Here is a 24826-nt window from a genome sequence, read left to right as displayed (position 1 = left end):
GAGTCTCTAGTCAGTGAAGGTCCGGCCGCCTAGCCGCAATTAAATTCTTTTTGGCATTGGGGTAACCATGTCCAGCCGGTGCGGCTAGAAAAATATCGGCGCTCCTAGTTGTGATGCCGGGTGACATCGAGAAATGGTCGTCATGGCGGCGACGTCAGACGGGAAAGTCCCGTCACCATTGTTCGCCGTTCAAGGAGGCACGGAAATGGCGACCAACACCATCACCGCGACCGGTATCGCCACCGTCGCCGGGGCCGCTGAAATGGCCGGTGACGCGACCGGGAACGATGCGGCGGGGTTCCACCCGACCGGCGCGGCGCAGGCCGTGTGGAACGTTCTGGTGAAAGCGTCGAACGGTGCCACGGTGACCGCGATCGCCGAGGCGTCCGGGGTGAGCAGGTCGGCGGTCACCAAAGCCCTGTCGGCGTTCGCTGAGGACGGGCACGCCGTCCGGTCCCCGGGCGCCGGATCCGGTCGGGGGCGCACCCCGGACGTGTGGGCCCCGGTCACCGCCGACACGGCGACCGACACGGGCGCGGACAGCGCTCCCCCGATCGTCGGCGTGACGGCGGGCACCGGCGCGGACGTGGACACGGTCGGACAGGGCGACAACACCGGCGGCACGGACAACGGCCCCGACAACGGGGATGCCACTGGCGCGCGTTCCGGCGGCGACGATGGCGGGGACCCGGCGCCTGAGGGGATGCCGCTGGATGAGTCTCTACGCGCCGCGATGCGGATCCTGTCGGAGGAGGCGGCCCGGCGTGCGGAGGCGGAAGAGGCGCTGCGGCGGGCGCACCAGGAGGAGGCCGAACGGCGTGCCCATGTCGACGCCGAACTGGCGAAGGCGCATATGCGTGAGGCGACCCGGACGGTTCTGGCTGATCTTCTGGGGGCCGTCACGGCGACGCTGGCGGCGGTGACCGATGACGACCACGACCGGATGGTGGCCGGGCTGGAACAGGTGGACAACTACGCCCGCGCGTTGCGCGGCGCGGCGCGGCAGGGTGCCACGGGGCGCGCGGCGGGACGGGGCGCCCGTCCGGGGGCGGCGGGTCCACGTAGCGCGCCGCGTCCGTTGCGTCCAGCGGTGGTCGAGCACCTTCGGGCGCACCCCGGTAAGGAGTTCACCCCTGGTGAGATCGCTCGGGTGTTGGACCGGTCGCCGGGCGCGGTGGCCAATGCCCTGGACACGCTCGTGGCGCAGGACGTGGCCGAACTGACGTGCGAGCGGCCCCGTCGCTTCCGTTTGGCCGATGGCACCGGCGCCGCTGCCACGATCGGCGGGGACGTGCCCCAGCACAGCGACGCTGACGGCATCGGGGCGGGGCAGGCCGAGGACGCCTGAACACCCAGGGCGGGGCGGACGGGTGGTGCCCCGTCCGCCCCGTCATGACCCTCACGCAATCGCAACGAGATGGCCAACGTCGGCAGGGCTCGCTGACTCCGTGTTCGGTGGCGGGATCTCGACAATTGAGCACCCGGCGGAACCGAGCTGCACCTCACGCAGATGTCCAGAACCGGCGTCGACCCGGTCATTTACTAGCGGAAGGCATGGCCGTCTTCCGAGCGGCGTGTTCGGAGGGCGGCCGCGATTTTTGGTGAGCATTTGACCTGGCCGGACCGTGAAAAACGTAGGTCCAGGCGGTGCTTCATGGCCGAGAGGGGGACGAGCGCCTGCCGACCCAGGCGCCCGCACATGACCACCAAGCAGCCCGATTCGACAGACAACCGTCCTCGCACGTCTTCCCGCCCTGGAGGCCGTTCGCCGGCCTCGCACAAGAGGCGATCGCCTCGTGGCCCGTTCGGCCGCGCCCAGGCCCATCGGTCCCGTGCGGGCTTGAGCTCGGGCACCGAGTCGAGTGTTGATGACCCCCGGTCCACGACCGGGGCGGACCGGCCATCGCCCAGCAACCAGCCGGACAGCCGGGACGCGCCCACCGGGGCGGACGCGCCAGCCCGCGACGAGACCGGCGGTCTGCAGCTGGTGGCACCGGCCGAGCCACCACGGCTCACCCCCGCCGCAGCCCGGGCGCTACTGGCGCTCCTGCTCCAAGCCCGCGCCCGCCGAGCCACTGATCACAGCGACGACAAGGAGATCAACCGATGACCGAGCAGCGGACTGGATACTCGGCGCCCCTGCGGTTCGCCTTCTACGGGCGCGTGTCCACAGAGGACAAACAGGACCCGGCCGCCTCCAAGGCATGGCAGCTTCGACGGGCGGAGACCCTGATCGAGACCAGAGGTGGGCGCATCGTCGTCGAGTACTTCGACGTGGATCGCTCCCGCTCGATCCCCTGGGTACGGCGTCCCCGCGCCAGTGAACTGCTTGAGGCGCTCAAGGACCCGGGGCGCGGGTTCGACGCGGTGGTGATCGGGGAGCCGCACCGGGCCTTCTACGGCGGGCAGTACGGTCTGACCTTCCCCTTGTTCGATCACTACGGCGTTCCGTTGTGGGTGCCGGAGATCGGCGGGGTGATCGATCCGGCCAACGAGGCCCACGACATGATCATGTCGATGTTCGGGGGCCTGTCCAAGGGCGAGCGGAACCGTATCCGGACCCGGGTCCGCAGCAGCATGGCCGCGATCGCCGCGACCGAAGGCCGCTACCTGGGAGGCCGTCCCCCGTACGGCTACAAGCTCGTGGACGGCGGGCCCCACCCGCACCCCGGGAAGGCCGCCGACGGCAAGCGCCTGCTCATGCTGGAGATCGACCCCGAGGCCGCGCCGGTCGTCCAGCGCATCTTCGGTGAGTACCTCGGCCTGGACGGCTCGCCGGAGAAGGGGCTGTTCGCGATCGCCGAGGGCCTGACACGCGACGGCATCCCGTGCCCGTCGGCTCACGACCGGGCGCGCAACCGTCACCGGGAAGGGCTGGCGTGGGCCAAGAGTGCGGTCAGGACCATCCTCACCAACCCCCGCTACACCGGCCACCAGGTCTGGAACCGTCAGCGGAAGGACGAGGTGCTGATCGACGTCAACGACGTCTCCCTTGGCCACATCACCAAGCTGAGGTGGAACGAGCGCGACAAGTGGGTCTTCTCCAGCACGGTCGTCCATCCCGTGATCATCGAGAAGGACGTCTTCGACCGGATCGAGGGCAAGCTGGCCACCCGCCGCTGCCAGGCCGGCGGAACCAAGGCCCGCCACCACACCAAGCACACCTACGCCCTGCGCGGCGTCATGTACTGCGGGCTGTGCGACCGCAAGATGCAGGCCCACACCTACAAGGGGTACGTCTACTTCCGGTGCCGCTACCCCGAGGAGTACGCCCTCGCTAACAAGGTCGAGCATCCACGTAACCTGTTCGTCCGCGAGAACCAGGTGACGGCGATCGTGGATCCATGGCTGGCCAAGGTACTGGCGCCGCACCGGATCAAGCAGACGATCGAGGACCTCCACGGCAGCCAGGGACAACCGCACAACTCCGCCGCGATGCGGGCCAGGGCGCAGATCGCCGACCTTGAGATCAAACTGGGCCGCCACCGCGCCGCCCTCGAAGCCGGTGCCAACCCGGTTACCGTCACGTCCTGGATGGCCGAGACCGAAGCCAAACTCGCCGCGGCTCAAGCGGAACTACGGGCCTCGCAGACCGAGCGCCGCCGGATCCTGACCGTGGAGGAGATCGAGAAGCTGGTCACCGGGCTGGGGGATCTTGTCCGCACTCTGAAGGACGCCGATGCGGCAGCGCGTCAGGGCGTCTACCAGAGCCTGGGCATCCGGCTCGTCTACGACCCCCAGAAACGCGAAATCCGGGTCGAGGCTAGCCTCGACCCGGATCGAATCAGGTTGTCCCACGACCCCGCATTTGGGGGAACGGTACGTGTCCGAGGGGGGACTTGAACCCCCATGCCCCGTGAAGGGCACTAGCACCTCAAGCTAGCGCGTCTGCCTATTCCGCCACCCGGACATACCGCAACGGCGTTGCGGCGGGCTTCACCATACCAAAGGTCCAGACTCGCGGCGAAGTCGATGAGGGGGCACGATGGTCGGGTACGAGACGCCGGCGCGAGGGTGATCACAGTGGACGAGGTCGTCCAGCTTTGTCAGGAACTGATCCGGATCGACACGAGCAACCCGGGCGATCATTCTGGGCCCGGGGAGCGGGTGGCGGCGGAGTATGTGGCGGAGAAGCTGGCCGAGGTGGGGCTGGAGTCGCAGATCTTCGAGTCGCACCCGAAGCGGACCAGTCTCGTCGCTCGGATCGAGGGGGAGGATCCGTCGCGGGATGCGCTGCTGCTGCACGGGCATCTCGACGTGGTGCCGGCGCGTAAGGAGGACTGGACGCACGATCCGTTCGGCGGGGAGATCGCCGACGGGTGCGTCTGGGGGCGCGGGGCCGTGGACATGAAGGACATGGACGCGATGATCCTCGCCGTGGTCCGGCAGCGGCTGCGGGAAGGGCGCAAGCCTCCGCGGGACGTGGTGCTGGCCTTCCTGGCCGATGAGGAGGCCGGGGGGAAGTGGGGAGCGCAGTGGCTCGTGCGGGAGCATCCTGAGCTTTTCGAGGGGTGCACCGAGGCTGTGGGGGAGGTCGGGGGCTTCAGCCTGACCGTGCCCGGCGATCGGCGCATGTACCTGATCGAGACGGCGGAGAAGGGCATCGCCTGGATGCAGTTGACCGCCCAAGGGACCGCGGGCCACGGGTCGATGGTGCATCCGGACAACGCGGTGACGGCCTTGACGGAGGCCGTCGCCCGGTTGGGGACGCACGAGTTCCCGATCCGGCTGACCAAGACGGTGCAGGCCTTCCTGGAGCGGGCCTGCATGGCGTACGGGGTGGAGTTCGATCCGGACGACCCGGAGAAATGCCTCGCGGAGATCGGGCCGCTCGCTCGCATGATCGGGGCGACCCTGCGGAACACGCTCAATCCGACGCGGCTCGACGCCGGATATAAGACGAATGTCATTCCGCAGGAGGCGACGGCTCAGGTCGATGGCCGGTTCCTTCCCGGGTATGAGGCTGAATTCTTCGCCACTGTGGACGAATTGCTCGGACCGGACGTGCGGCGCGATTTCGTCCACCATGACCATGCCATCGAGACCGAGTACGAGGGCGCGCTGGTCGCCGCCATGGAAGAGGCTCTGACCTCGGAGGACGCCGGGGCGCTGCCCGTGCCGTACTGCCTCAGCGGCGGGACGGACGCCAAGGCGTTCGCCAGGCTGGGGATGCGCTGCTACGGTTTCGCGCCGCTGCGCCTTCCCCCAGAACTGGACTTTTCCGGAATGTTCCATGGAATCGACGAGCGGGTGCCGGTGGATGGGCTGCGCTTCGGCGTGCGGGTCCTTGATCGCTTTTTGGATGGCGCCTGAGCTTTTCCTGTCCAAAGGCTCGTTGTATTGCCTTGCGTGGTGCTAGGGTTACTTTCTGTGCGGGCATTTGGCTCGTCTTTGGGGGTTCCGCAACTGACGGGGGCGTCGGTGGTGAACGGCTGGGTGATGGCGGGGATGATTCTCGCTCTGTCATGCCATGTCGTCGCCGCCGGTCGTATGGTCCGCCGGCTGCTCGCGGCCGGCGGGCCCCTCGTCGCCAGGCGTCTTTCGGGCGCGATGGTGCGGACTCGCGCCGAGGCGCCGCCGCGGGTGGAAGCCGCATGCGGCCTGCCACGGCAAGGGCGCCGGCGCTCCTCGACGCCGCTGCGCCGAAGACCGCCTCGGGCCCGTTCGTCGGTGGGGCCGCGTAGACCATCACCGAAGAGGTGATGGACCCGGGTGTTTCTTGGATGCCGACACTTCCCTTCGGGAGGTGCAGGCGATCAGTGTCTGGATGTCGTCCCATAGCCATGACACGATCGCCGGTTCGGGGGCGTCCAAGATCACCCGGGTCACACCTTTCCCGCCTCGGCCGGTGCGTTGTTCCTAGGCCTTCTTGCTTCAAGCCGCGTCCCCGGGCGCTGCCCCTCGTCTGCCCTGACTGTCGCGTTCAGGGGGCTGGTGGGGCTTGGGTGGTTTTGCGGGCATCGCTCATGACGACGGAGAAATCGGTCGGTGGGCGGGGTGGCGGACCGATTACCAGGTGTTATCGATTTGGTGCTTAGTGCTACCATCCGGGCACGGGGGGTCAGAAGGTGCGGACTTGCCGGATGATCTTGCGTCGCAGTTGGATTCGGCGGCTACCGTCTGGGTAGAGGCGCAAGCGATCGAGTTCCCAGCCGCCGTGTTCGGCGTGCTCGGTCAGGACCCGCCGGGCGGTGTCACGGGTGGTGCCGCGCGGCAGGCTCAGAACGAGATAGGTGTACTCCACCATTTGCGGACCATTATGACCGGGCCGCGCCCGTCGGGGGAGCCCGGAGGCGGCCTTGGTCCGCAGTCTCGGTGGCGACGTGTCATCCTGTCTGAGGTTCGTAGCGGTGAGACATGTGGCCCGCACTCCCTGTGGGGCGGGCGGTGATGATGGGCAACGGTGGGAACTCTCGGGCATGAAAACGTCGTCAAGGGACGTTGTTAGCTAGCCCGTGCAAGAAGACCAGACAGCGAGGTTGGAGCGACTGTGCCAGCCAAGAACGGCACTGCGAAGAGTGGTCGAGGCGGGGGAGACCGGGGCACCGGCACCCGCCTGGTGATCGTGGAGTCGCCCGCGAAGGCGAAGACGATCGCCGGGTACCTGGGCGGCGGCTATGTCGTGGAGTCCAGTATCGGCCACATCCGGGACCTTCCCAGGGCCTCGGAGGTGCCGGCCAAGTACAAGGGCGAGCCTTGGGCCAAGCTCGGCGTCAACGTCGAGCACGGGTTCGAGCCGCTCTATGTCGTCAACAGCGACAAGAAGCAGCAGGTGCAGAAGCTCAAGAAGCTGCTCGCCGAGGCCGACGAGCTCCTTCTCGCGACGGACGAGGACCGGGAGGGCGAGGCGATCGCCTGGCACCTCCAGGAGGTGCTCAAGCCCAAGGTGCCGGTGCACCGGATGGTCTTCAACGAGATCACCCGGGACGCCATCCGGGCCGCGGCCGCCAACCCCCGCACGCTCAACCTGCGCCTGGTGGACGCCCAGGAGACCCGCCGGATCCTGGACCGGCTGTACGGGTACGAGGTCTCCCCGGTGCTGTGGAAGAAGGTCATGCCGGGCCTGTCGGCGGGACGGGTCCAGTCCGTGGCGACCCGGCTCGTGGTCGAGCGGGAGCGGGAGCGGATCGCGTTCGTCTCGGCGCACTACTGGGACATCCAGGCCGAGTTCGACACCGGCAAGGAGATCGAGGGCGAGCCGCCGGTGTTCAAGGCGGGCCTGGTCTCGGTCGACGGGAAGCGCGTGGCGCAGGGGCGCGACTTCGCCTCCGACGGCACGCTGAAGGCCCGTGACGTGCTGCACCTGGACGAGGCCGCGGCGAGCGCGCTGGCGGGGCGGCTGACGGGCCGGCCGTACGAGGTCAAGTCGGTCGAGCGCAAGCCGTACACCCGTAAGCCGTATCCGCCGTTCCGTACGACGACGTTGCAGCAGGAGGCCAGCCGCAAGCTGGGCTTCTCGGCGAAGTACGCGATGTCGGTGGCGCAGAAGCTGTACGAGAACGGCTTCATCACCTACATGCGAACCGACTCGATCACGCTGTCGGACACCGCGATCACGGCGGCGCGGCGGCAGGCGACGACGCTGTTCGGGGCGCAGTACGTGCCGGACAAGCCGCGGGTGTACCAGAGCAAGGTCAAGAACGCGCAGGAGGCGCACGAGGCGATCCGCCCGGCGGGCGAGACGTTCCGCACGCCCGCGGAGACGGGCCTGAGCGGCGATCAGTTCCGGTTGTACGAGCTGATCTGGAAGCGCACGATCGCAAGCCAGATGAAGAACGCCGAGGGCCAGTCGGTGTCGGTGCGGGTCACCGGCGTCTCGACGGCGGGCGAGACGGCGGAGTTCGGCGCGACCGGTAAGACGATCACTTTCCACGGGTTCCTGAAGGCGTACGTGGAGAGCGCGGACGACCCGTCGACCGACCGGGACGACCAGGAGCGGCGGCTGCCGACGCTGGCGGAGGGCGACTCGCTGGCGGCGCGGTCGGTGCGGGCGGAGGGGCACTCGACCCGTCCGCCGGCCCGGTACACCGAGGCGAGCCTGGTCAAGGAGCTGGAGGACCGGGAGATCGGGCGGCCGTCGACGTACGCCTCGATCATCGGGACGATCATCGATCGCGGCTACGTGTTCAAGAAGGGCACCGCGCTGGTGCCCTCGTTCCTGGCGTTCGCCGTGATCAACCTGCTGGAGCAGCATTTCGGCAACCTGGTCGACTACGACTTCACCGCGCACATGGAGGACGGTCTCGACGAGATCGCGCGCGGCGAGGCCGAGCGGGTGCGCTGGCTGGAGCGGTTCTACTTCGGCGACGGCAACGGCGCCGGTGACGGTGGCGGTGGCGGGGGCCTGAAGGACCTGGTCAGCGACATCGGCGAGATCGACGCCAAGGGGATCAGCTCGTTCCCGATCGCGGGCACCGACATCATGGTGCGGGTCGGCCGGTACGGGCCGTATCTCGACCGGGGCGGCGACCGGGTCAACATTCCCGAGGACCTGGCGCCGGACGAGCTGGACGCGGCCAAGGCCGAGGAGCTGTTCGCGCAGCCGAGCGGTGACCGGGAGCTGGGCGTCGATCCGGGGACCGGGCATGTGATCGTGGCGAAGACCGGGCGGTTCGGGCCGTACGTGACCGAGATCCTGCCCGAGCCGGAGGCTCCGGCGGCGGGCGCGGACGGCAAGCCGGCGCCGAAGAGGCGGGCGAAGAAGGACGCGCCCAAGCCGCGGACGAGTTCGCTGTTCAAGTCGATGTCGCTGGACACGGTGACGCTTGACGACGCGCTGAAGCTGCTGTCGTTGCCGCGGATGCTGGGTGAGCTGGACGGCGAGCCGGTGACCGCGCAGAACGGCCGGTTCGGCCCGTATCTGAAGAAGGGCGCCGACAAGGGCGAGAGCCGGTCGCTGGCCTCCGAGGACGAGCTGTTCACGGTGACGCTGGAGCAGGCGAAGGAGCTGTTCGCGCAGCCGAAGCAGCGCGGCCGGCGGTCCGCGGCGGCGGCTCCGCTGCGGGAGCTGGGCGATGATCCGGCGAGCGGGAAGCCGGTGGTGGTGAAGGAGGGCCGGTTCGGCCCGTACGTCACCGATGGTGAGACCAACGCCAGCCTGCGCAAGGGTGACGAGGTCGAGTCGGTGACGATCCAGCGTGCCGCCGAGTTGCTGGCGGAGCGGCGTGAGAAGGTTGCCGCGGGCGGGGGTAAGAAGAAGTCGGCGCCGCGACGTCGCACCTCCGCAAAGTCCGGCTCCTAAGGACATCCACGCCGATACCCTGACCGACATGAACAGAACGGGCGCCACCCGGCCACTGCGGGCCGCCGAGTCGCAGCCGGACGAAACGGCGATCAAGCCGTTCCGGCGGTTGTGGCTCGCGCTCACGCTGTCCAGCCTCGGCCACTGGCTGAGCGTTCCGGCGCTGATCGCCGTGGTGGGGGCGCTGACCCGGGACGACGACCTGCCGGTCCAGGCGCAGGCGATCGCCGGGGTGCTGGTTCTGATGGTGCTGCCGGCGCTCCTGCTGGGGCCGCCGGCGGTGCTGCTGGCGGGCCGGCTGGACCGCCGGATCACGATGGTCGCGGTCGACGGCGTCCGGTTCGCGCTGGTGGTGTCGGTGCCGCTGGTGGACGCGGTGCCGTGGACGCTCGCGGTGGCGTTCCTGGTGGCGTTCGGAACGCTGCTCTGGTTCCCGGTGGCGGCCGCGGTGCTGCCGGCCGTGGCCGGCGGCGAGCCGGAGGAAGGGTACGAGGAGGCGCGCCGTTCGCTGCTGCGCGGCGGTTACGGTTCGGCGCCGGTGGCGGCGCTGCTCTTCGTCGCGCTGGCATTGGTCGGGGACGCGGCGTTCGGCGTGGCCGACCGCGCGGACCTCGCGGTGTTCGCGGCGGCGGTGGTTTTCCTGGCCGCGGCCGCGACGACGTTCACGGCCCGTGCGCTTTCGACGGCCACGGCCGGGGCGGCCGCTGGGCTGGGCGCGCTGTCGGCGCCGTTGAAGCTTCTCTTCCAGGGGCAGCGCCGGTCCGGGCGGACTCAGCCGGACGGCCCGCCCGTCGCCGGTGCGGGCGCGCAGGCGGGCGGCGCGCATGCCGCCGTCTCCCCGGCCTCGGGGCCGGTGCGCGGGCTCGTCCTGGCCGGAACGGTCGTCGCGCTGACCGCGGTGGCGGTGTTCGCCGTCGCCCGGCTGCACGCGCGCGATCTGGGCGGCGGGGACGCCGGGTACGGGTCGATACTGGCCGGCTTGACGATCGGTGCGGCCTTCGGGCTGTTCCTGGGCCCGCGGATGCTGGCTCCGCTGAGCCGGCGCCGGTTGATCGGCCTGGCGGTGATCGCCGCGGCGCTGGCGCTGGTGCCGGTCGCGCTGGTGCAGAACCTGGTCGTGGTGGTGTTCCTGGCGGCGTTCCTGGGCCTGGCCTGCGGGGTCGCGTGGGCGGTCGGGACGCGGTCGGCGCAGGACACCGCGCGCTCGTTCGCCTACCTGCGGGCGCTGGCCCTGGTCACGGGGCTGGTCGCGGTCGCGGCGGTGCCGCCGCTTGCCGGGCTGATCGGCGCGCACCGGCTGTCCCTCGGCGGCGCGGTGTACGACCTCGGCGGTCCCGCCGCGGCGCTGCTGGTCGTCGCGGTGCTGGCGCTGCCGGCGGCGCTCGTGGCGTTCCGCCGGCTGGACGACCGGCGCGGCATCCCGCTGCTCGCGGACGTGGCGGCGGCGCTGCGCGGGTACGCCTACACGCCGCCGGAGCTGGAGGAGTCCGGGCCGGCGGTGGTCCGCGACCGGGGCGTGTTCATCGCGTTCGAGGGCGGCGAGGGCGCGGGCAAGACCACGCAGGCCCGGCTGGCCGCGATCTGGCTGCGCGACCACGGCTACGACGTGGTGTCCACGCAGGAGCCCGGCGCCACCAAGATCGGGATGCGGCTGCGGGCGATGCTGCTGGACCAGGAGACCACGGGCCTGTCGGCGCGGGCGGAGACGCTGCTGTACGCCGCCGACCGCGCCGATCATGTGGCGAACGTCATCCGGCCCGCGCTGGAGCGCGGCGCGATCGTGGTCAGCGACCGCTATGTCGACTCGTCGCTGGCGTACCAGGGGTTCGGCCGCGAGCAGGACGTCTCGTCGATCGCGCGGGTGAACGCGTGGGCGATCGGCGGGCTGCTGCCGGATCTGACCGTGCTGCTGGAAGTGCCGCCGGAGACCGGGCTGGGCCGGCTGGCGTCGCCGGCCGACCGGATCGAGTCGGAGCCGCACGAGTTCCACGAGCGGGTGCGGGAGGGGTTCCGGGCGCTGGCCGACGCCGACCCGGACCGCTACCTGATCGTGGACGCGGGCCGTCCGCAGGCCGAGATCACCCGGGAGATCCAGTACCGGATCCGGGAGATCCTGCCCGACCCGATCCCGGCCGGCACCGAGGACGTCACGAGCACCTTCCCCGCGATCAAGGACGCCTGAGCGCCGTCCGGGCCGGGGCGCGGTACGCGGCTCCCGGGGCGCCGGAGGCCGTAGCCTTGACCTCATGAGCGTCTGGGATGACCTGGTGGGGCAGGGGGCGGTCGTCGAGCAGCTGCGTTCGGCGGTCGAGTCGGACGGCAAGATGGCGCATGCCTGGCTGTTCACGGGCCCGCCCGGTTCGGGGCGTTCCGAGGCGGCCAGGGCGTTCGCCGCCGCGCTGCAGTGCACGTCGCCGGACGGCGAGGGCCCGCGCGGGTGCGGGCACTGCCCGTCCTGCCACCAGGTCCTCCAGGGCACGCACGCCGATCTCGAGGTGGTGCGGCCGGCGGGCCTGTCGTACGGGGTGAAGGAGACCCGCGAGCTGGTGCTGCGGGCGTCGTCGTCGCCGAGCGGCGGGCGCTGGCAGATCGTGCTGTTCGAGGACGCCGACCGCGCGACGGAGGCGGCCGCGAACGCGCTGCTGAAGGCGATCGAGGAGCCGCCGCCGCGGACGGTGTGGCTGCTGTGCACGCCGTCGCCGGACGATCTGCTGGTGACGATCAGGTCGCGGTGCCGGCTGGTGACGCTGCGGACCCCGCCGGCCGCGGCCGTGGCCGAGGTGCTGGTGCTGCGGGACGGCGTCGACCGGGAGACCGCGGAGCTGGTGGCGCGGGCGTCGCAGGGGCACATCAGCCGGGCGCGGCGGCTGGCGAGCGATCCGGACGCGCGGCGCCGCCGGGCCGAGGTGCTGGGGATCCCGCGCCGGCTGACCTCGGTCGGACCCGCCGTCACCGCCGCGGAGGCGCTGGTGAAGGCGGCCGAGGCGGAGGCGAAGACGGTCACCGAGGAGCTCAACGAGAGCGAGACCAGCGCGTTGCGGCAGGCGCTGGGGGAGAGCGCCAAGGGCCGGATGCCGCGCGGCACGGCGGGCGCGCTGAAGGAGCTGGAGGACCGCCAGAAGTCGCGGGCGACGCGGGCGAAGCGCGACTCCCTCGACCGGGCGCTGCTCGATCTGGCCTCCTATTACCGGGACGTGCTGACGCTGCAGCTCGGCGCGGGCGCGGAGCTGGTCAACACCGATCTGGCGGCCGAGCTGCGGACGGCGGCCGCGCGGGGCACGCCGGAGGGCACGCTGCGCCGGCTTGACGCGATCATGGACTGCCGGGAGCGGCTGGAGGCCAACGTCAATCCGCTGCTGGCCGTCGAGGCCCTGACGCTGGCGCTGCGAACGTCCTGATCGGACCGCGTGATCGGCAAGGCTCCCAGGACGCCATCCGCGCCCGTGGGCAAGGGCGTTGAGCGCGAGGCGGGGGTGCGCGGCCCCGTCCAGGCCAAGAAGCCCGCCAGGGGCGAGGAACCGACGTCCAGTGGGACTTGACCTCCTCCCCCCTCGTGAGCGAGGGGGATTCCAACCCGTGGCCTCAAGAGAGGGGAACAGGTTGAGGTTCGCGGTTCTTCCACCCCGGCAACCCGGAGCGTCCCCGCGCAGCAACGGCCGGTCCGGCCGCCGTGCCCACGAGTACGAGTCTGGTCTCGTGGGCGATGTTGCGTGCCGCGTTCACATCGGCGTTGCCCGCGTGGCCGCAGGACCGGCACCGGAAACGCGCTTGGCTCTCACGCGCCTCCCGATCCCTGATCCCGCACGCCGAACAACGCTGCGAGGTGTAGGCGGGATCGATCTTGTGGACGCGGCCGGGGGCCTTGTGTTCCAGCCGCTCGACCAGCAGGCCCCAACCGGCGGCCAGGATGCCCCGGTTCAGCCCCGCCTTGGCGGCGACGTTGCGTCCCGGATCCTGGAGCGTGCCTTTGGCGGAGCGGGTCATGCCCCCGATGCGCAGGTCCTCGACACCGATCACCTCGAACTCACGGGCCAGCCTGGTGGAGGTCTGCTCCACCCAGTTCTTGCGCCGGTCGCTCTGGCGGGCCTTGAGGCGGGCGAGCGCGGCCTTGAGCCGCGCGCGGCGGCGCGAGCCTCGGCGGGCACGCCCCAGGTTGCGGGCCAGCAACTCCAGGCGTCGTGTCTCTCCGGGGGTGAGGCCGGGGACCTTCAGCAGGTCCCCGGTCGAGAGGGCGGCGCTGACGGTGACGCCGGGGTCCACCCCGACCACGGCCCCGTTGCCGGGGCCGGGGACCGGGGGCGGGAGGTGCGTGAACGCCACGTGCCAGCGCCCGGTCCGATCACGGGTGACCCGGTAGGACTTCACTCCCTCCGGCACCGGCCGCGACAGGCGGAACCGCACCCATCCGCACTTGGGCACCAGCACCGCACCCCACTTGCGCGACAACCGCTCGACCTGGTGCGGTTTGACGCCGACCTGCCGGAACCCCTCATGCACACCTTGCTTGCGCCAGGTGGGGCGGCGGTGGGTACCGGCGAAGAAGTTGCCCATCGCCTGCGCGAAGTCACGCAGCGCCTGCTGCTGCACGGTCTGAGAACCGGCCCGCAGCCACTCGAACTCGGCACGGGCCGCGGTGAGCTGCCGGGACTGCTCTTTGTAGCCGGGTGCCCTCCCGCGCAGGTGCCGGGACCAGAAGCCGTGTTGCTCCACGGCCAGGTTCCACACGTACCGGGCGTGCGCGCAATGCGAGAGCAGGGCTTGCTCCTGCTCTGGGGTGGGGGCCAGGCGGTAGCGCGGCACAGGGGCGATCGTAGCGTGCACGCTCGAACACAGGGACGAAAACGTGCTGGATAGCGCCTGGCCAACCGACATTCGCCCGGGAGGCGAATGCCATTTCCTGCGACAAGGCCGACACGTCCGACGGCAAGCCGGACGACGCGCGCGGTATCTGGGCCGCCTACCCCGAGTCGATCGCGCGCGCCCGCGGCGAGCTGAACCCGGACGGCTCCCCGAAGACCACCCGCGTCCTGCGCGACTGCAAGAACGGCACCTGCGCGTACTACCAGTCGATCCAGGGCACCTCGATGGCCTCGCCGCACGCGGCCGGTGTCGCGGCCCTGATCGTCAGCCGGTACGGGAAGGCGGACCGTGGGAACGGTGGCCTGACCCTGTCGCCGAAGGTGGTGGAGGGCGTTCTGCGCGGGTCCGCCAACGCCAAGGCGTGCCCGAGCCCCAGCACGGTCGAGTACGTCTGGTACCGGCTGGAGAACGGCCAGTGGGTGAAGTACACGTCCAAGCAGACCTGTGAGGGGTCCAAGGACCGCAACGGGTTCTTCGGTGACGGCATCATCGACGCCTTGGGCGCGGTCAAGCGTTAAGCACTGACCGCCAAGGAACGCGGGCCCCGGCCGGTCTCCGGCCGGGGCCCGCGCGCTCATAGCACTGAGCTCATAGCACCGCGGGGGCTCGGGCAGGATGGAGCCATGCCGTTCCGCGTCACTTTCGTATGCACGGGCAACATCTGCCGATCGCCCATGGCCGAATGGGTCCTGCGCCATCACGTGGAGGAGGAGGGCCTGGACGTCGACGTGGACAGTTCCGGTACCGGCGGATGGCATGTGGGCGACGGCGCCGACTCCCGTACGGTGCAGGCCCTCCAGCGCGCCGGCTACCGGTCGGCCCACATCGCGCGGCAGTTCGAGGCGGGCTGGTTCGGCTCCTACGACCTGATCATCGCCTTGGACCGGGGGCACGCGCGGGCGCTGCGCTCGATGGCGCCCGGCGAGGCGGCGCGGGACAAGATCAGGCTGCTGCGCGAGTTCGACCCGAAGGCGGCGGGCCGCGATCTCGACGTCCCGGACCCCTACTACGGCGACCGCGCCGACTTCGAGCAGGTCCTGGAGCTGGTCGAAGCCGCCATGCCCGGCCTCCTGGACGAGATTCGCGCGGCCCTCGAGACCGTCTGAGGGGGCCCAGGATGCTCCGCAGGGAACGCGTCGAGGAGCTGCTGGGCGGCGGCGTCCGGGTCGAACGGGTCGCCGACCTGGGGGCGAGCCACTCCTGGACGCTGCATCGCGTCGTCCTGTCCGACGGCCGCGCGGTCTTCGTCAAGGCCGCCTCCGACCAGGCCGGGGTGTTCGCGGCGGAGGCCGCCGGGCTGCGCTGGCTGGCCGACGGCGGCGGCCCCGCGGCGGAGGTCCTGGCCGCCGACGACCACATGCTGATCCTTCCGTGGCTGCCCTCCCGCACGCAGGGCGCGGACGCCGCCGAACGGTTCGGGCGCGAGCTGGCGGCGATGCACACCGCGTCCCCGGCCCCCGCCGCGTACGGTGCCCCCTGGGAGGGCTTCATCGCCGATCTCCCGCTCGACAACACGCCGACGGTGGGGGAATGGCCGCGCTGGTACGCCGAGCGCCGCCTGGAGCCGTTCCTGCGCCGCGCGAGGCGCTCCCTCACGGCCGCCGACGTCCGGCTCGTCGAGCGCGTCATCGAGGAGATCGACGTCCTCGCCGGGCCGCCCGAGCCGCCCGCCCGCGTCCACGGCGACCTGTGGTCGGGCAACATCCTGTGGCCGGGCGGCCGCTGCGTGCTGATCGACCCGGCCGCGCACGCCGGGCACCGCGAGACCGACCTGGCCATGCTGGAGCTGTTCGGCGCCCCCCACCTCGACCGGATCATCGCCGCCTACGACGAGGCCGCCCCGCTCGCCGAGGGCCGGCGGGAGCGCGTCGCGCTGCACCAGCTGCATCCCTTGCTCGTCCACGTGGCCCTCTTCGGCGAGGGGTATCGTGCACGCATGCTCGACGGGGTTCGCGCCGCCCTTGCCGGCGCCGGCTGACGTTCCGACCCGGGTCGCCCTGGTTCGAGTCGGTAACTCCGCAATCATGGCTGTTTGCCACCACGAGATGAGATAGAAACGACGGGTCGGTGAACGGGGCGGGATCGGGAAGGGCGGGTGCGGCGTTACCCCTATGAACGGCAAGCACAAGGACCCTGCGTCGAAGCTCGGTGCGGCCTGGCGGGGCATCGTCCCGATCGGTGTCGCCTCGTTCGTGGCCCTGGCGATCGGCGGCGGCGTGGACATCGTCCACCAGCACCAGAAGGCCGGGAAGAAGGAGCGCTCCGCCAAGCCCGCGGCCGAACAGGACGGGACCGGGCCGCGCCACGTGGTCGCCGTCCGCGAGTCCGGCGCCGCGCTGGTCGTCCGCGACGTCCGTACCGGACGCGATGTCGGCGTTCCCGTGGCGGCCCCGGCCGGCCAGCGCTTCCAGCGGGTGGCCGCGGCGGGCGACGGGTCGTTCGTGGTGGCCTCGGCGACGTCCCGCAAGGTGTCGTTCCAGCGGCTGCGGCTGACCGAGGACGGCGCCCCCACGGAAATGGCCGCGCTGCCCGGCGCCGTCGTGCAGGGCGCGTCCACCGCCTGGTCGGACATGGCCGTCGCCCCGGACGGCGACAAGATCGCGTACGTGACGTACCAGAGCGGCGGCACGGGCAGGCTGGACGTCGTCTCCGCAGGCTCCGGCCAGCGCAAGACCTGGACGAGCAATACCCCGGCCCGGGTCGCCAGCCTGTCGTGGGCGGGCTCGACGCTGTCGTTCGTGTGGACCCCCGCGGGCCAGGGCGGCGACCGGGCCGTCCACCAGGTGCGGACGCTCGACACCTCCGCGGCCCCCGGTGACCTGAAGGCCAGCAAGGCGGTGCTGAGGCTTCCACAGGGCAGCACCGGCGCGGCCGTGCTCAGCCGGGACGGACGCCGCATCGTGGCAGGTCTCGCAAAGGACGCATACCTCGCTCTGCAGACGTACGCGGTCGACACGGGCCGTCCCGCAGAGGTGCTGTGGCGGCAGAAGGCGGCGGGCACGGCGGCGCGGGTGGAGACCGACCACACGGGCGAGCACCTGCTGATCCTGTCGAGCGGCGGACGGCTCTACGCGGAGGGCGCCCAGCCCGTCCCGGCGGAGGACCTTATCGACACCGCCTGGTGACGGCATAGGGTGTTCCCACGAAACCGGGCGAACGGAGCGAAACCGTGGGCATGGTGATGGCCGTCAGTTTCACCCGCTACGGACGCCTCTACTACCTCGATCCCGGTCCGCACTCGCCCCGGGTGGGCGACAAGGTGCTGGTCCCGACCGATGCGGGCCCCGAGGTGGCCGAGTGCGTCTGGGCCCCGCAGTGGGTGTCGGAGGACATCGACGGGCTGCCGGTCTGCGCCGGCCCCGCCGCCGAGGAGCAGCTGGCCCGGGACGAGGCCAACCGGCGGCGCCGCGCCGAGGGCCGGAGCATCGCCAAGCGCCTGATCCGCAAGCACGAACTCCCGATGAAGGTGATCGGCGTCGACTACCTCGACGCCGACAACGTCTTCAAGGTCTACTTCACCGCGCCGCACCGGGTGGACTTCCGCGCCCTCGTCCGGGACCTGGCCCGCAACATCAAGGCCAGGGTGGAACTGCGCCAGGTCGGCCCCCGCGACGAGGCCCGCCTGCAGGGCGGCATCGGCCCGTGCGGACGCGACCTGTGCTGCGCCACCTTCCTGAAGGACTTCGAGCCGGTCTCGGTGCGAATGGCCAAGGAACAGGACCTTCCGGTCAACCCGCTGCGGATCGCCGGCGCCTGCGGCCGCCTGATGTGCTGCCTCAAGTACGAGCACCCGCTCTACGTCCAAGCGCACGAGCGGATGCCCGCTCTCGGCGCACGCGTGGACACCCCCAACGGCCCTGGTCAGGTGGTGGGACGCAACGTCCCCTCGGACACCGTCGCCGTCCGCCTGAACTCCGGCGGACGCTGCTCCTGCCCCTCGGCCTCCGTCTGCTCCCCCCGCCGGCAGCACGACGCCCACTACAACTCCGGTGAAACCGAATGACATGACGACCGGGCCCATGGTCGTCACAGCGGTGAACGTCCACGGCCGCCCAGGCCCCGCCAGCGGCGGGAACGGGACCGCGGAACGGCACCGGTGCAGCCCCTGGACGTCGACGGCGGGCCCGCCTCAGGGGCGGTGAATGGCCGCCGGTGGATGGAGAGGTCATCGCTCAGGATGGCCTGATACAGCTCCCGCAGCTCGCGTCCCGGCTCCAGACCGAGCTCCCGGGACAGGATGCGGCGGGCATCGCGGTAGACCTCCAGAGCCTCGCCCTGCCGTCCCGAACGCACCAGGGCCAGCATCAGCAGGACGCGCAACCGCTCCCGGAACGGATGCTCGATCACCGGCCCCATCAGCCGCCCGACGAGCTCGTGGTGGCGGCCGAGGGCCAGCTCCACCTCCGCGGCCTCCTCCGTGACCGTCAGCCGCAGCTCCTCCCAGCGCAGCGCGGCCGCGAGGATGAGGGCGCGTTCCAGACCGGCGAGCACCGGGCCGTCCCAGAGCGCCAGCGCCGCCCCGAACCGCTCCGCGGCCTCGTGGTGGCGACCGGCCCGTACCGCCGCCCGCGCCGCCGCGATCCGCCGCTCGGCCGTCACCGCGTCGACCGTGTCGGCCCCCAGCGGGACGCGGTAGCCCGGCTGCGCGGTCTCGATCACACGGTGCGTGCAGCCCGCGTCCCGGAAGGCACGCCGCAGGCTCGACACCGCGATGGCGACCTGGGGACGGGCCGAGGCGGGCGGGTCCTCGTCCCAGACCGCCTCCACCAGGCGCTCCACCGGGACGACCCTGCCCGCCTCCAACAGCAGCGTCGCCAGGACGAGCCGTGCCCGGCCGTCCCCGAGGTCGACCGGGCCCTGCCGCACGCCCGCGCGCAGGGGCCCCAGAATCCGAAAGTTCACGCGTTTCGTCACCCGATCCGTCACCCTTTCCGTGGCGGTCTTCCGTGGACGCTCTCGCGGGGTGCGGCGGGGTGGCGGGGTCCCCGACGACCGGGGTACCCGCAAAAGGGTAGACAGCCGTGGTCCGGAACGGTCGCGAAACCCGGTGAACGATCCGTTCGGATCTGTTCAGAACAAGAGAAAGCGCTGTTCGGCGGGGATGCCGCGTCAGCCCTTCGGGCACTCCCGGGTGACCTCGGGGGCAGGATGCCGATCGGTGTACAGCTCCACGGCCGGCACGTATCCCCAGGCCTGCAACTCCGGCCGCCGCGCCGTCCGATCACCCCGCGTGTAGTACCAGATGTCGTTGCCGCCGGAATGCCGCGCGCCGCGCGTCCAGCAGATGAACCAGCTGGCATCGGTGTCCAGCACGCCCACCTTCGTCCCGAACCGCTCGTGCTCGTAGACGTCGGCGCGGGGACGGTTCGGACACTGGTACAGATGCGGCCAGGTCCGCTTCAACCGCCGGCCCCTCCGCCCGCTAAGCCGAGCGTTCGCCGCGCGTGCGCGGGCCCGGGAACGCGTACCGGACGATCTTCTTCCACGTGCTGCCGACCTGCCTGGCCAGCGGACCGGTGTGGTACGGCAGGTCGTACTTCTCGCACAGCGCCCGCACCCGCGGGGCGATCTCGACGTAGCGGTTGCTCGGCAGGTCGGGAAAGAGATGGTGCTCGATCTGGTGGCTCAGATTGCCGCTCATCAGGTGCAGCAGCCGGCCGCCGCTGATGTTGGCCGAGCCGAGCAGCTGCCGGACGTACCACTCGCCCTTCGTCTCGCCGTCGAGCCGATCAGCGGCGAAGACCTCGACGTCCCCGGGGAAGTGCCCGCAGAAAATGATCATGTGCGCCCAGACGTTCCGGGCCGCGTTCGCGGTGCATCCGGCCGCGAGCGTGGTGGCGAACTGCGGCCCGCTCAGCAGCGGGAACGCCAGATAGTCCTTGATCCACTGGCGGCGGATCTTGCGGCCGATGGCGCGCAGCTTGGCCCGGGTCTCCGCGGGGTCGATCTCGCCCGCCTGGACCTTGTCCAACTCCAGGTCGTGCACCGCGACGCCGTACTCGAAGAGCACCGCCAGCAGCACGTTGACCAGCGGCTGCACCAGGTGGGCCGGGCTCCACTCCTGCTCGGCCGAGACCCGCAGGATGCCGTACCCGACGTCGTTGTCCTTGCCGAGGACGTTCGTGTACGTGTGATGCACCACGTTGTGCGAATGCTTCCACTGGTCGGCCGGGGACACGTTGTCCCACTCCCAGGTGGTCGAGTGGATCTTGGGGTCGCGCATCCAGTCCCACTGGCCGTGCATGACGTTGTGCCCGATCTCCATGTTCTCCAGGATCTTGGCGACGGTCAGCGTCGCCGTCCCGGCCAGCCAGGCGGGCGGCAGCGACGAGGCCAGCAGCAGCGCCCGCCCGCCGATCTCCAGCCCGCGCTGCCAGCGGATCACCCGGTGGATGTAGGCCGAGTCGCGCTCGTCCAGGTCGGCGGCGATCTCGTCGCGGAGCGCGTCCAGCTCGCGGGCGATCGCCTCGTAGTCGGCCGGGGCCAGGTGTGCCGCGGTGGTGGCGGTCATGGTGTCGAATCCCCTCGATCGCCGGTTCACAGGTCGATCTCCACGGCGCCGGCGGCCGCCGACACGCAGGTCTGGATCATGTGGCCCTCCTCGCCGTGCACCTGGCCGGTGCGCAGGTCGCGGACCCGGCCGGAACGCAGCCGTCCGACGCAGCTGTGGCAGATCCCCATCCGGCATCCGCTGGGCAGCAGCGCGCCCGCTGCCTCCCCGGCCTCCAGCAGCGGGGTGCCCGCGCCGGCGCCGGTCTCGATGCCGCTCGCGGTGAACCGGACCCGTCCGCCGCCTTCCGCCGGGGCGTTCAGGACGGTCCGGAACCGCTCGACGCGCAGCCGCCCCGCCGCGCCCGCGTACCGCCAGTGCGCCGCGATCTCGTCGAGCAGCGCGGCCGGCCCGCACGCCCAGGTCTCCCGTTCCGTCCAGTCCGGGCAGAGCCCGTCGAGTTCGGCGAGCTTGAGCCGCCCGTCGGCGGCGGTGTGCCGCTCGTGCAGGCGCAGGCCGGGAAGGTGCCGCAGCTCCGCCCCGAAGATCACCTCGTCGGCCGTCCGCGCCGAGTGGACGAGGACGGCGTCCGGCATCGTCCCGGAGCCCGCCAGGTGCCGCAGCATCGCCCGCACCGGCGTGATGCCGCTGCCCGCCGTCAGGAACAGGACGCGGCGGGGCGGCGGCTCCGGCAGGACGAAGTCGCCTTGCGGCGCGCCCAGGCGCACGATCGTCCCGGGACGGACCGCATGGACCAGGTGCCGCGACACCCGCCCGTCCGCGGTGGCCTTGACCGTGATGGTGATCCGGCCGTCGGAGCGCGGCGGCGACGACAGCGAGAAGGTGCGCCAGTGCCGGACGCCGTCGATGTCCACACCGATCTTCAGCCACTGCCCCGGCCGGTGCCCCGGCCAGGTGATGCCCGGCCTGATCAGCAACGACGCCGCTCCGGGCGCCTCATGCCGGACCGACTCGACGCGCCCGCGCGGGTCGGTGGCCGACCACAGCGGGTTGAGCAGGACGAGGTAGTCCTCGGGCAGCAGCGGTGTGCTCAGCCGGCGCGCGGCACCGGCCAGCCGTTCGGTGATGGCGAACGGAGCGGTCAACGGGCCTCCCCGGGGCGCTGCGAACCGGCAGGACCGTCACACCGTCGCACGACGGTGCGCCAAAGGATGCAGAGCCCGTTGACAAAAGGGCGGCCGCCGCTTTAGCGGCGGCCGCGAAGGCCGGTGTCTAGCTGAACGGAGACTTCGGTCGTTCCTGCTTGACCCCGTCGACGAAAATGTCGACCTTCTCGTTGTAGAAGCACACCAGCCCGGCCACACCCTCGCTCTCAGGCAGCGGAGTCGGGTACGACCAGGCCAGATCCTTGTGCGCGGTGCCGTTCGCCTGAATCGACCAGTACACGGCATCCCCCTTGTACGGGCACCGCGTAACGGTGTCGGTGGACTCCAGCAGATCCATCCGCACATGCGGCTTCGGCAGGTAGTAGCGCACCGGCAGGCCCGTTTCGAAGAGCAGCCGCGGACTGCCCGACTCCGCCACCGTCACCCCGTCGACCTCGACGCGCACATGCCGCGAGGACGCCAGCACGTCCACCCGGGTGTGCGGGTCGCGCGGATGGACGAACACCTCCTCGTCCTCCTCGAACCAGGCGTCCATCGCGTCCCACTCGAAACGGACCCGATCCCGCAGCTCCTCGACGGGCGACTCCTCGTACCGGACCGCCGCCCCCTCCGCCTGCGCCCCGTCGACCTTGACCGTGTACGCGGTGGCGTCGCCCCGGCTCGGGGAGTGCTTCCCCGGCCCTTCTTCCACCAGTTCCGCCCGCACGTCGGCGACCGGGATGTAGTACGCCGGGTAGTAGGGAATCTCCCAGACGAGCAACGGCCGGGTCGTGTCGGCGACCAGCCTGCCACCCAGGTACGCCCTGACCCGCTTCGCGCCCTCTTCCGTCCGGACGCGGGTCTTGTGTGAGGTGCCCATACCCGAGGCAACAGCCCCACCCCACCCCCTATTTCGCGTCCCGACCCCGCCTCCGAGAGGCCGCCAAGGGCGAGCCCCTGAGGCATCGGATCTCCGGTGTATGCCCCGGCCTTCAGTCCGGGAGAAGCGGGGCAGGGCCCGTGAGACCGCCCTGTGTGGTCATTGGTGATGACCGGAAACCTAAACTCGATCGCCCGAACACGTGCGAGGAGGAGCACCAAGTGGAGATCGTCGTCGACGACCTGTCCGGCCCTGAGATCGTCGCGTTCCTGGAGGAGCACGTCCAGGAGATGCGCTCCATCACGCCTCTGGAAAGCAAGCACGCCCTCGATCTCGACGGGCTCCGCAGACCGGAGGTCACGTTCTGGTCGGTCAAGGACGGCGGCGCCCTGGTCGGCTGCGGAGCGATCAAGCGGCTGGACGCGGCCCACGCCGAACTGAAGTCGATGCGCACCACGTCGGCGCGTAAGCGGAGCGGAGTCGCGTCCCTGCTGATGGAGCACATCCTGAACGAGGCCCGACGGATGGGCTTCGCCCGGATCAGTCTGGAGACCGGCTCAACCGACTTCTTCCTCCCCGCGAGGAGGCTGTACGAGAAGTTCGGGTTCCACTACTGCGCCCCGTTCGCCGATTACCGCCTTGACTCGCACAGCGCGTACATGACGAGGCTGCTCCAAACGACCTGACCCCGTACGCGCACACAGGTAAGGGCGGGCCAGAGCCAGGGCGAGGATGGTGAGGCAGATCCCGAAGTACACGGGCGCCAGGTGCCAGAAGTCCTTGTAGCCGATGTGCGAGTGCACCAGCACAGGCGGGATGAACCCGATGGTCGCGGCAAGCGCCAGCGACCACCAGACCCATGCGTGGCCGCGCCGCCACCCCCAGGCGCTCAACAGCGTGATCGCCACGGCGGCGGCCATCAGCGCGCCACCGAAGCCGGCCCGATCGTGCGCGATGAACGACAACAGTCGGGGGCCGGCCGCGTCGAGCTGTTCGGCCGAGGTACGGAGGAAGGTGAGATCGCTCGGCACGAAGACGTTCGTGAGGCCCACGACGGACACCGCCGCACCACCGGCGAACAGCCCGATCCCAGTGATGATCATCAGGAGCTGGCCCAGCAACGCCCTGCGCCGCTCCGGTTCCGGGCCCTCGGCCATGACCGTCCACCGAGGCCGGGCCGGACGCCGACGGATGGCGAGCACGAACATCGGGAAGAGCGTGACGGTGACCGCGGTGTGCAAAGGCTCCACGAACCCGAAGGCCAGGAAGTAGAACAGCGTCGGAAAGGCGATGTACCCGGAGGCGAGGTAGGCGTTCCGCGCCCATGGCCACCCGTGCCTGATGCCCCCCGAAGGCCAGCCCCGTATAGAGCACACCGATCGCCAACATCGTGCTGGCCATGGTGATCCTGTCGTGTTGCAGGAAGTGCACCAGGTGGTGATTGACGCCGTGCAGCCGTTCCTCGTCCAGGCCGAGGAAGTCCCGGTCGTACCAGAGCAGGACCGGCCCAAGGGTGATGGCGGCCGCGCCCAACCCCGCGAAGATCATCCCGATCCCCACGCACAGCCCCCACCACCATGTGGGCCATCGGCGAGGATCGCGACGCACGTCCCGCAAGCCCGGCGCGGGCGCGGTCGGGGTGGCAGCCTCCGCCACCCGCTGAAACCACCCGGGCCCCGCCGCCACCAGCACCGCGGGCGTCGCCAGAACAGCCTCGGCCCCACCCTCCAGCGCCGCCAACGCATCATCGATGTCGGGCCCGCCCAACTCGATCAGGCCCTCATCCCCAACCTTGTGGGCGGTTGGGTCGGCGGCCGGCGTTTCGGGGTTGGCTGGTGCTGCGTTTTGTTCGGGCGGGGGCGCGATGTGCAGGACGGCATCGACGTGAGGGGCGAGGGCGGTTGCCACTGCGGGGTCGGACGTCCGGACGAGAACAGGGCACCGGCGGCCGGCGGCCGCTTGGCGCACCAGTTCGACGTCGTCCCGGCCGACGGGGGCGACCACGATCAGGCCGGCGCCCTGCGTGGGGAGCGCGCGGACGGCGTCGCGGGCCACCTCGGGAGGCACCACCGCGCCGAGACGCGTTGCCACGTCGATGCCGACGACGGTGCCGGCCAGTACCTCAGGAGGCGCCGTGTGACCGAACGCTCCCTCGATCATCCGGCGCCCGCCGGGCAGCGAGGAGAGCGTCGCCAGTGTCCACAGCGCAGCGCGTTGTGATCGGCGCACACCGAGCATCGCGCCTGCGA

21 protein-coding genes and 1 tRNA gene are annotated in these 24826 nt (G+C 70.9%); 14 read left to right on the top strand and 8 right to left on the bottom strand.

Features of this window, described 5'->3' with window-relative positions; all coding sequences use genetic code 11:
• The first annotated feature begins 205 nt into the window (after positions 1-205).
• The 3 genes from ABD340_RS06190 (at position 206) to ABD340_RS06180 (ending at position 3843) form a co-directional block, all read left to right on the top strand.
• A complete protein-coding gene (locus ABD340_RS06190; protein ID WP_344587533.1) occupies positions 206-1348 on the top strand; it encodes a MarR family transcriptional regulator in 1143 nt (380 codons plus the stop codon).
• 492 nt (positions 1349-1840) lie between these two features.
• The gene (locus ABD340_RS06185) at positions 1841-2110 is read left to right on the top strand and encodes a hypothetical protein (RefSeq protein WP_344587532.1); all 270 of its coding nucleotides are present in this window, start codon (positions 1841-1843) and stop codon (positions 2108-2110) included.
• Positions 2107-3843: a recombinase family protein gene (locus ABD340_RS06180; RefSeq protein ID WP_344587531.1), complete on the top strand. Its 1737-nt coding sequence runs from the start codon at positions 2107-2109 to the stop codon at positions 3841-3843. Before ABD340_RS06185 ends, ABD340_RS06180 begins: the two co-directional genes overlap by 4 nt.
• On the opposite strand, the gene ABD340_RS06175 is transcribed toward ABD340_RS06180, so the two are convergent.
• A tRNA-Leu gene (locus ABD340_RS06175) sits at positions 3825-3910 on the bottom strand. The two genes, ABD340_RS06180 and ABD340_RS06175, sit on opposite strands and share 19 nt — an antisense overlap.
• 62 nt (positions 3911-3972) lie before the next feature.
• On the opposite strand from ABD340_RS06175, the gene ABD340_RS06170 reads away from it, so the two are divergent.
• Positions 3973-5313 carry a M20/M25/M40 family metallo-hydrolase gene (locus ABD340_RS06170; RefSeq protein ID WP_344587530.1) on the top strand — a complete coding sequence of 447 codons (1341 nt, stop codon included), beginning with the start codon at positions 3973-3975 and terminating at the stop codon, positions 5311-5313.
• Positions 5314-6061: 748 nt separating this feature from the next.
• Here the strand turns inward: ABD340_RS06170 and ABD340_RS06165 are convergent.
• Entirely contained in the window at positions 6062-6247 is a 186-nt protein-coding gene (locus ABD340_RS06165; RefSeq protein ID WP_344587529.1) for a DUF5703 family protein, read from the bottom strand.
• A 243-nt stretch (positions 6248-6490) separates the two neighbouring features.
• On the opposite strand from ABD340_RS06165, the gene topA reads away from it, so the two are divergent.
• From topA to ABD340_RS06150, 3 genes are all read left to right on the top strand, one after another.
• A complete protein-coding gene (topA, locus tag ABD340_RS06160; RefSeq protein WP_425547320.1) occupies positions 6491-9241 on the top strand; it encodes a type I DNA topoisomerase in 2751 nt (916 codons plus the stop codon).
• 28 nt (positions 9242-9269) lie between these two features.
• Positions 9270-11423, top strand: coding sequence for a dTMP kinase (tmk, locus tag ABD340_RS06155; protein ID WP_344587528.1), 2154 nt, complete (start codon positions 9270-9272; stop codon positions 11421-11423).
• A gap of 64 nt (positions 11424-11487) precedes the next feature.
• The gene (locus ABD340_RS06150) at positions 11488-12639 is read left to right on the top strand and encodes a DNA polymerase III subunit delta' (RefSeq protein ID WP_344587527.1); all 1152 of its coding nucleotides are present in this window, start codon (positions 11488-11490) and stop codon (positions 12637-12639) included.
• Between the two features lie 184 nt (positions 12640-12823).
• On the opposite strand, the gene ABD340_RS06145 is transcribed toward ABD340_RS06150, so the two are convergent.
• Positions 12824-14041, bottom strand: a complete 1218-nt coding sequence (locus ABD340_RS06145; RefSeq protein ID WP_344587525.1) for an RNA-guided endonuclease InsQ/TnpB family protein — start codon at positions 14039-14041, stop codon at positions 12824-12826.
• 284 nt (positions 14042-14325) lie between these two features.
• Here ABD340_RS06145 and ABD340_RS47890 point away from each other — a divergent pair, with 284 nt between their 5' ends.
• The 5 genes from ABD340_RS47890 to ABD340_RS06120 all read left to right on the top strand — a co-directional run bounded on the left by ABD340_RS47890 (position 14326) and on the right by ABD340_RS06120 (position 18104).
• Entirely contained in the window at positions 14326-14619 is a 294-nt protein-coding gene (locus tag ABD340_RS47890; RefSeq protein WP_425547319.1) for a hypothetical protein, read from the top strand.
• Between the two features lie 105 nt (positions 14620-14724).
• Positions 14725-15207 carry a low molecular weight protein-tyrosine-phosphatase gene (locus tag ABD340_RS06135; RefSeq protein ID WP_344587524.1) on the top strand — a complete coding sequence of 161 codons (483 nt, stop codon included), beginning with the start codon at positions 14725-14727 and terminating at the stop codon, positions 15205-15207.
• A gap of 11 nt (positions 15208-15218) precedes the next feature.
• Positions 15219-16079: a fructosamine kinase family protein gene (locus tag ABD340_RS06130; protein ID WP_344587523.1), complete on the top strand. Its 861-nt coding sequence runs from the start codon at positions 15219-15221 to the stop codon at positions 16077-16079.
• A 133-nt stretch (positions 16080-16212) separates the two neighbouring features.
• Positions 16213-17226: a hypothetical protein gene (locus tag ABD340_RS06125; protein WP_344587522.1), complete on the top strand. Its 1014-nt coding sequence runs from the start codon at positions 16213-16215 to the stop codon at positions 17224-17226.
• 50 nt (positions 17227-17276) lie between these two features.
• Positions 17277-18104, top strand: a complete 828-nt coding sequence (locus ABD340_RS06120; protein ID WP_344587622.1) for a PSP1 domain-containing protein — start codon at positions 17277-17279, stop codon at positions 18102-18104.
• 23 nt (positions 18105-18127) lie between these two features.
• Here ABD340_RS06120 and ABD340_RS06115 read toward each other — a convergent pair whose 3' ends face one another.
• The 5 genes from ABD340_RS06115 to ABD340_RS06095 all read right to left on the bottom strand — a co-directional run bounded on the left by ABD340_RS06115 (position 18128) and on the right by ABD340_RS06095 (position 22577).
• Positions 18128-19003, bottom strand: coding sequence for an AfsR/SARP family transcriptional regulator (locus ABD340_RS06115; RefSeq protein ID WP_344587520.1), 876 nt, complete (start codon positions 19001-19003; stop codon positions 18128-18130).
• 207 nt (positions 19004-19210) lie between these two features.
• Positions 19211-19504 carry a hypothetical protein gene (locus ABD340_RS06110; RefSeq protein ID WP_344587519.1) on the bottom strand — a complete coding sequence of 98 codons (294 nt, stop codon included), beginning with the start codon at positions 19502-19504 and terminating at the stop codon, positions 19211-19213.
• A gap of 19 nt (positions 19505-19523) precedes the next feature.
• Complete coding sequence (locus ABD340_RS06105) at positions 19524-20612, bottom strand: fatty acid desaturase family protein (protein ID WP_344587518.1); 1089 nt, start codon at positions 20610-20612, stop codon at positions 19524-19526.
• Between the two features lie 26 nt (positions 20613-20638).
• Positions 20639-21697, bottom strand: coding sequence for a ferredoxin reductase (locus ABD340_RS06100; RefSeq protein WP_344587517.1), 1059 nt, complete (start codon positions 21695-21697; stop codon positions 20639-20641).
• A gap of 127 nt (positions 21698-21824) precedes the next feature.
• Positions 21825-22577: a DUF427 domain-containing protein gene (locus ABD340_RS06095; protein WP_344587516.1), complete on the bottom strand. Its 753-nt coding sequence runs from the start codon at positions 22575-22577 to the stop codon at positions 21825-21827.
• A gap of 221 nt (positions 22578-22798) precedes the next feature.
• Here ABD340_RS06095 and ABD340_RS06090 point away from each other — a divergent pair, with 221 nt between their 5' ends.
• Together ABD340_RS06090 and ABD340_RS06085 are read left to right on the top strand one after the other, a co-directional pair.
• A complete protein-coding gene (locus ABD340_RS06090; protein WP_344587514.1) occupies positions 22799-23263 on the top strand; it encodes a GNAT family N-acetyltransferase in 465 nt (154 codons plus the stop codon).
• A 727-nt stretch (positions 23264-23990) separates the two neighbouring features.
• Positions 23991-24797 carry a hypothetical protein gene (locus ABD340_RS06085; RefSeq protein ID WP_344587513.1) on the top strand — a complete coding sequence of 269 codons (807 nt, stop codon included), beginning with the start codon at positions 23991-23993 and terminating at the stop codon, positions 24795-24797.
• The last annotated feature ends 29 nt before the right edge of the window (positions 24798-24826 follow it).

The organism is Actinomadura vinacea (genome assembly GCF_039532545.1).
GTDB lineage: Bacteria > Actinomycetota > Actinomycetes > Streptosporangiales > Streptosporangiaceae > Spirillospora > Spirillospora vinacea.
The sequence above is the reverse complement of the archived record's forward strand: the minus strand, read 5'-3'. Positions and strand labels throughout refer to the sequence as shown.

What these genes read in the sequence shown, in the direction of transcription:
- ABD340_RS06190 (WP_344587533.1), top strand. Translation starts at nt 206, where the DNA reads ATGGCGACCAACACCATCACCGCGACCGGTATCGCCACCGTCGCCGGG.
- ABD340_RS06180 (WP_344587531.1), top strand. Translation starts at nt 2,107, where the DNA reads ATGACCGAGCAGCGGACTGGATACTCGGCGCCCCTGCGGTTCGCCTTC.
- ABD340_RS06170 (WP_344587530.1), top strand. Translation starts at nt 3,973, where the DNA reads ATGAGGGGGCACGATGGTCGGGTACGAGACGCCGGCGCGAGGGTGATC.
- ABD340_RS06165 (WP_344587529.1), bottom strand. Translation starts at nt 6,247, where the DNA reads ATGGTGGAGTACACCTATCTCGTTCTGAGCCTGCCGCGCGGCACCACC.
- tmk (WP_344587528.1), top strand. Translation starts at nt 9,270, where the DNA reads ATGAACAGAACGGGCGCCACCCGGCCACTGCGGGCCGCCGAGTCGCAG.
- ABD340_RS06150 (WP_344587527.1), top strand. Translation starts at nt 11,488, where the DNA reads ATGAGCGTCTGGGATGACCTGGTGGGGCAGGGGGCGGTCGTCGAGCAG.
- ABD340_RS47890 (WP_425547319.1), top strand. Translation starts at nt 14,326, where the DNA reads ATGGCCTCGCCGCACGCGGCCGGTGTCGCGGCCCTGATCGTCAGCCGG.
- ABD340_RS06135 (WP_344587524.1), top strand. Translation starts at nt 14,725, where the DNA reads ATGCCGTTCCGCGTCACTTTCGTATGCACGGGCAACATCTGCCGATCG.
- ABD340_RS06130 (WP_344587523.1), top strand. Translation starts at nt 15,219, where the DNA reads ATGCTCCGCAGGGAACGCGTCGAGGAGCTGCTGGGCGGCGGCGTCCGG.
- ABD340_RS06125 (WP_344587522.1), top strand. Translation starts at nt 16,213, where the DNA reads ATGAACGGCAAGCACAAGGACCCTGCGTCGAAGCTCGGTGCGGCCTGG.
- ABD340_RS06120 (WP_344587622.1), top strand. Translation starts at nt 17,277, where the DNA reads ATGGTGATGGCCGTCAGTTTCACCCGCTACGGACGCCTCTACTACCTC.
- ABD340_RS06105 (WP_344587518.1), bottom strand. Translation starts at nt 20,612, where the DNA reads ATGACCGCCACCACCGCGGCACACCTGGCCCCGGCCGACTACGAGGCG.
- ABD340_RS06095 (WP_344587516.1), bottom strand. Translation starts at nt 22,577, where the DNA reads ATGGGCACCTCACACAAGACCCGCGTCCGGACGGAAGAGGGCGCGAAG.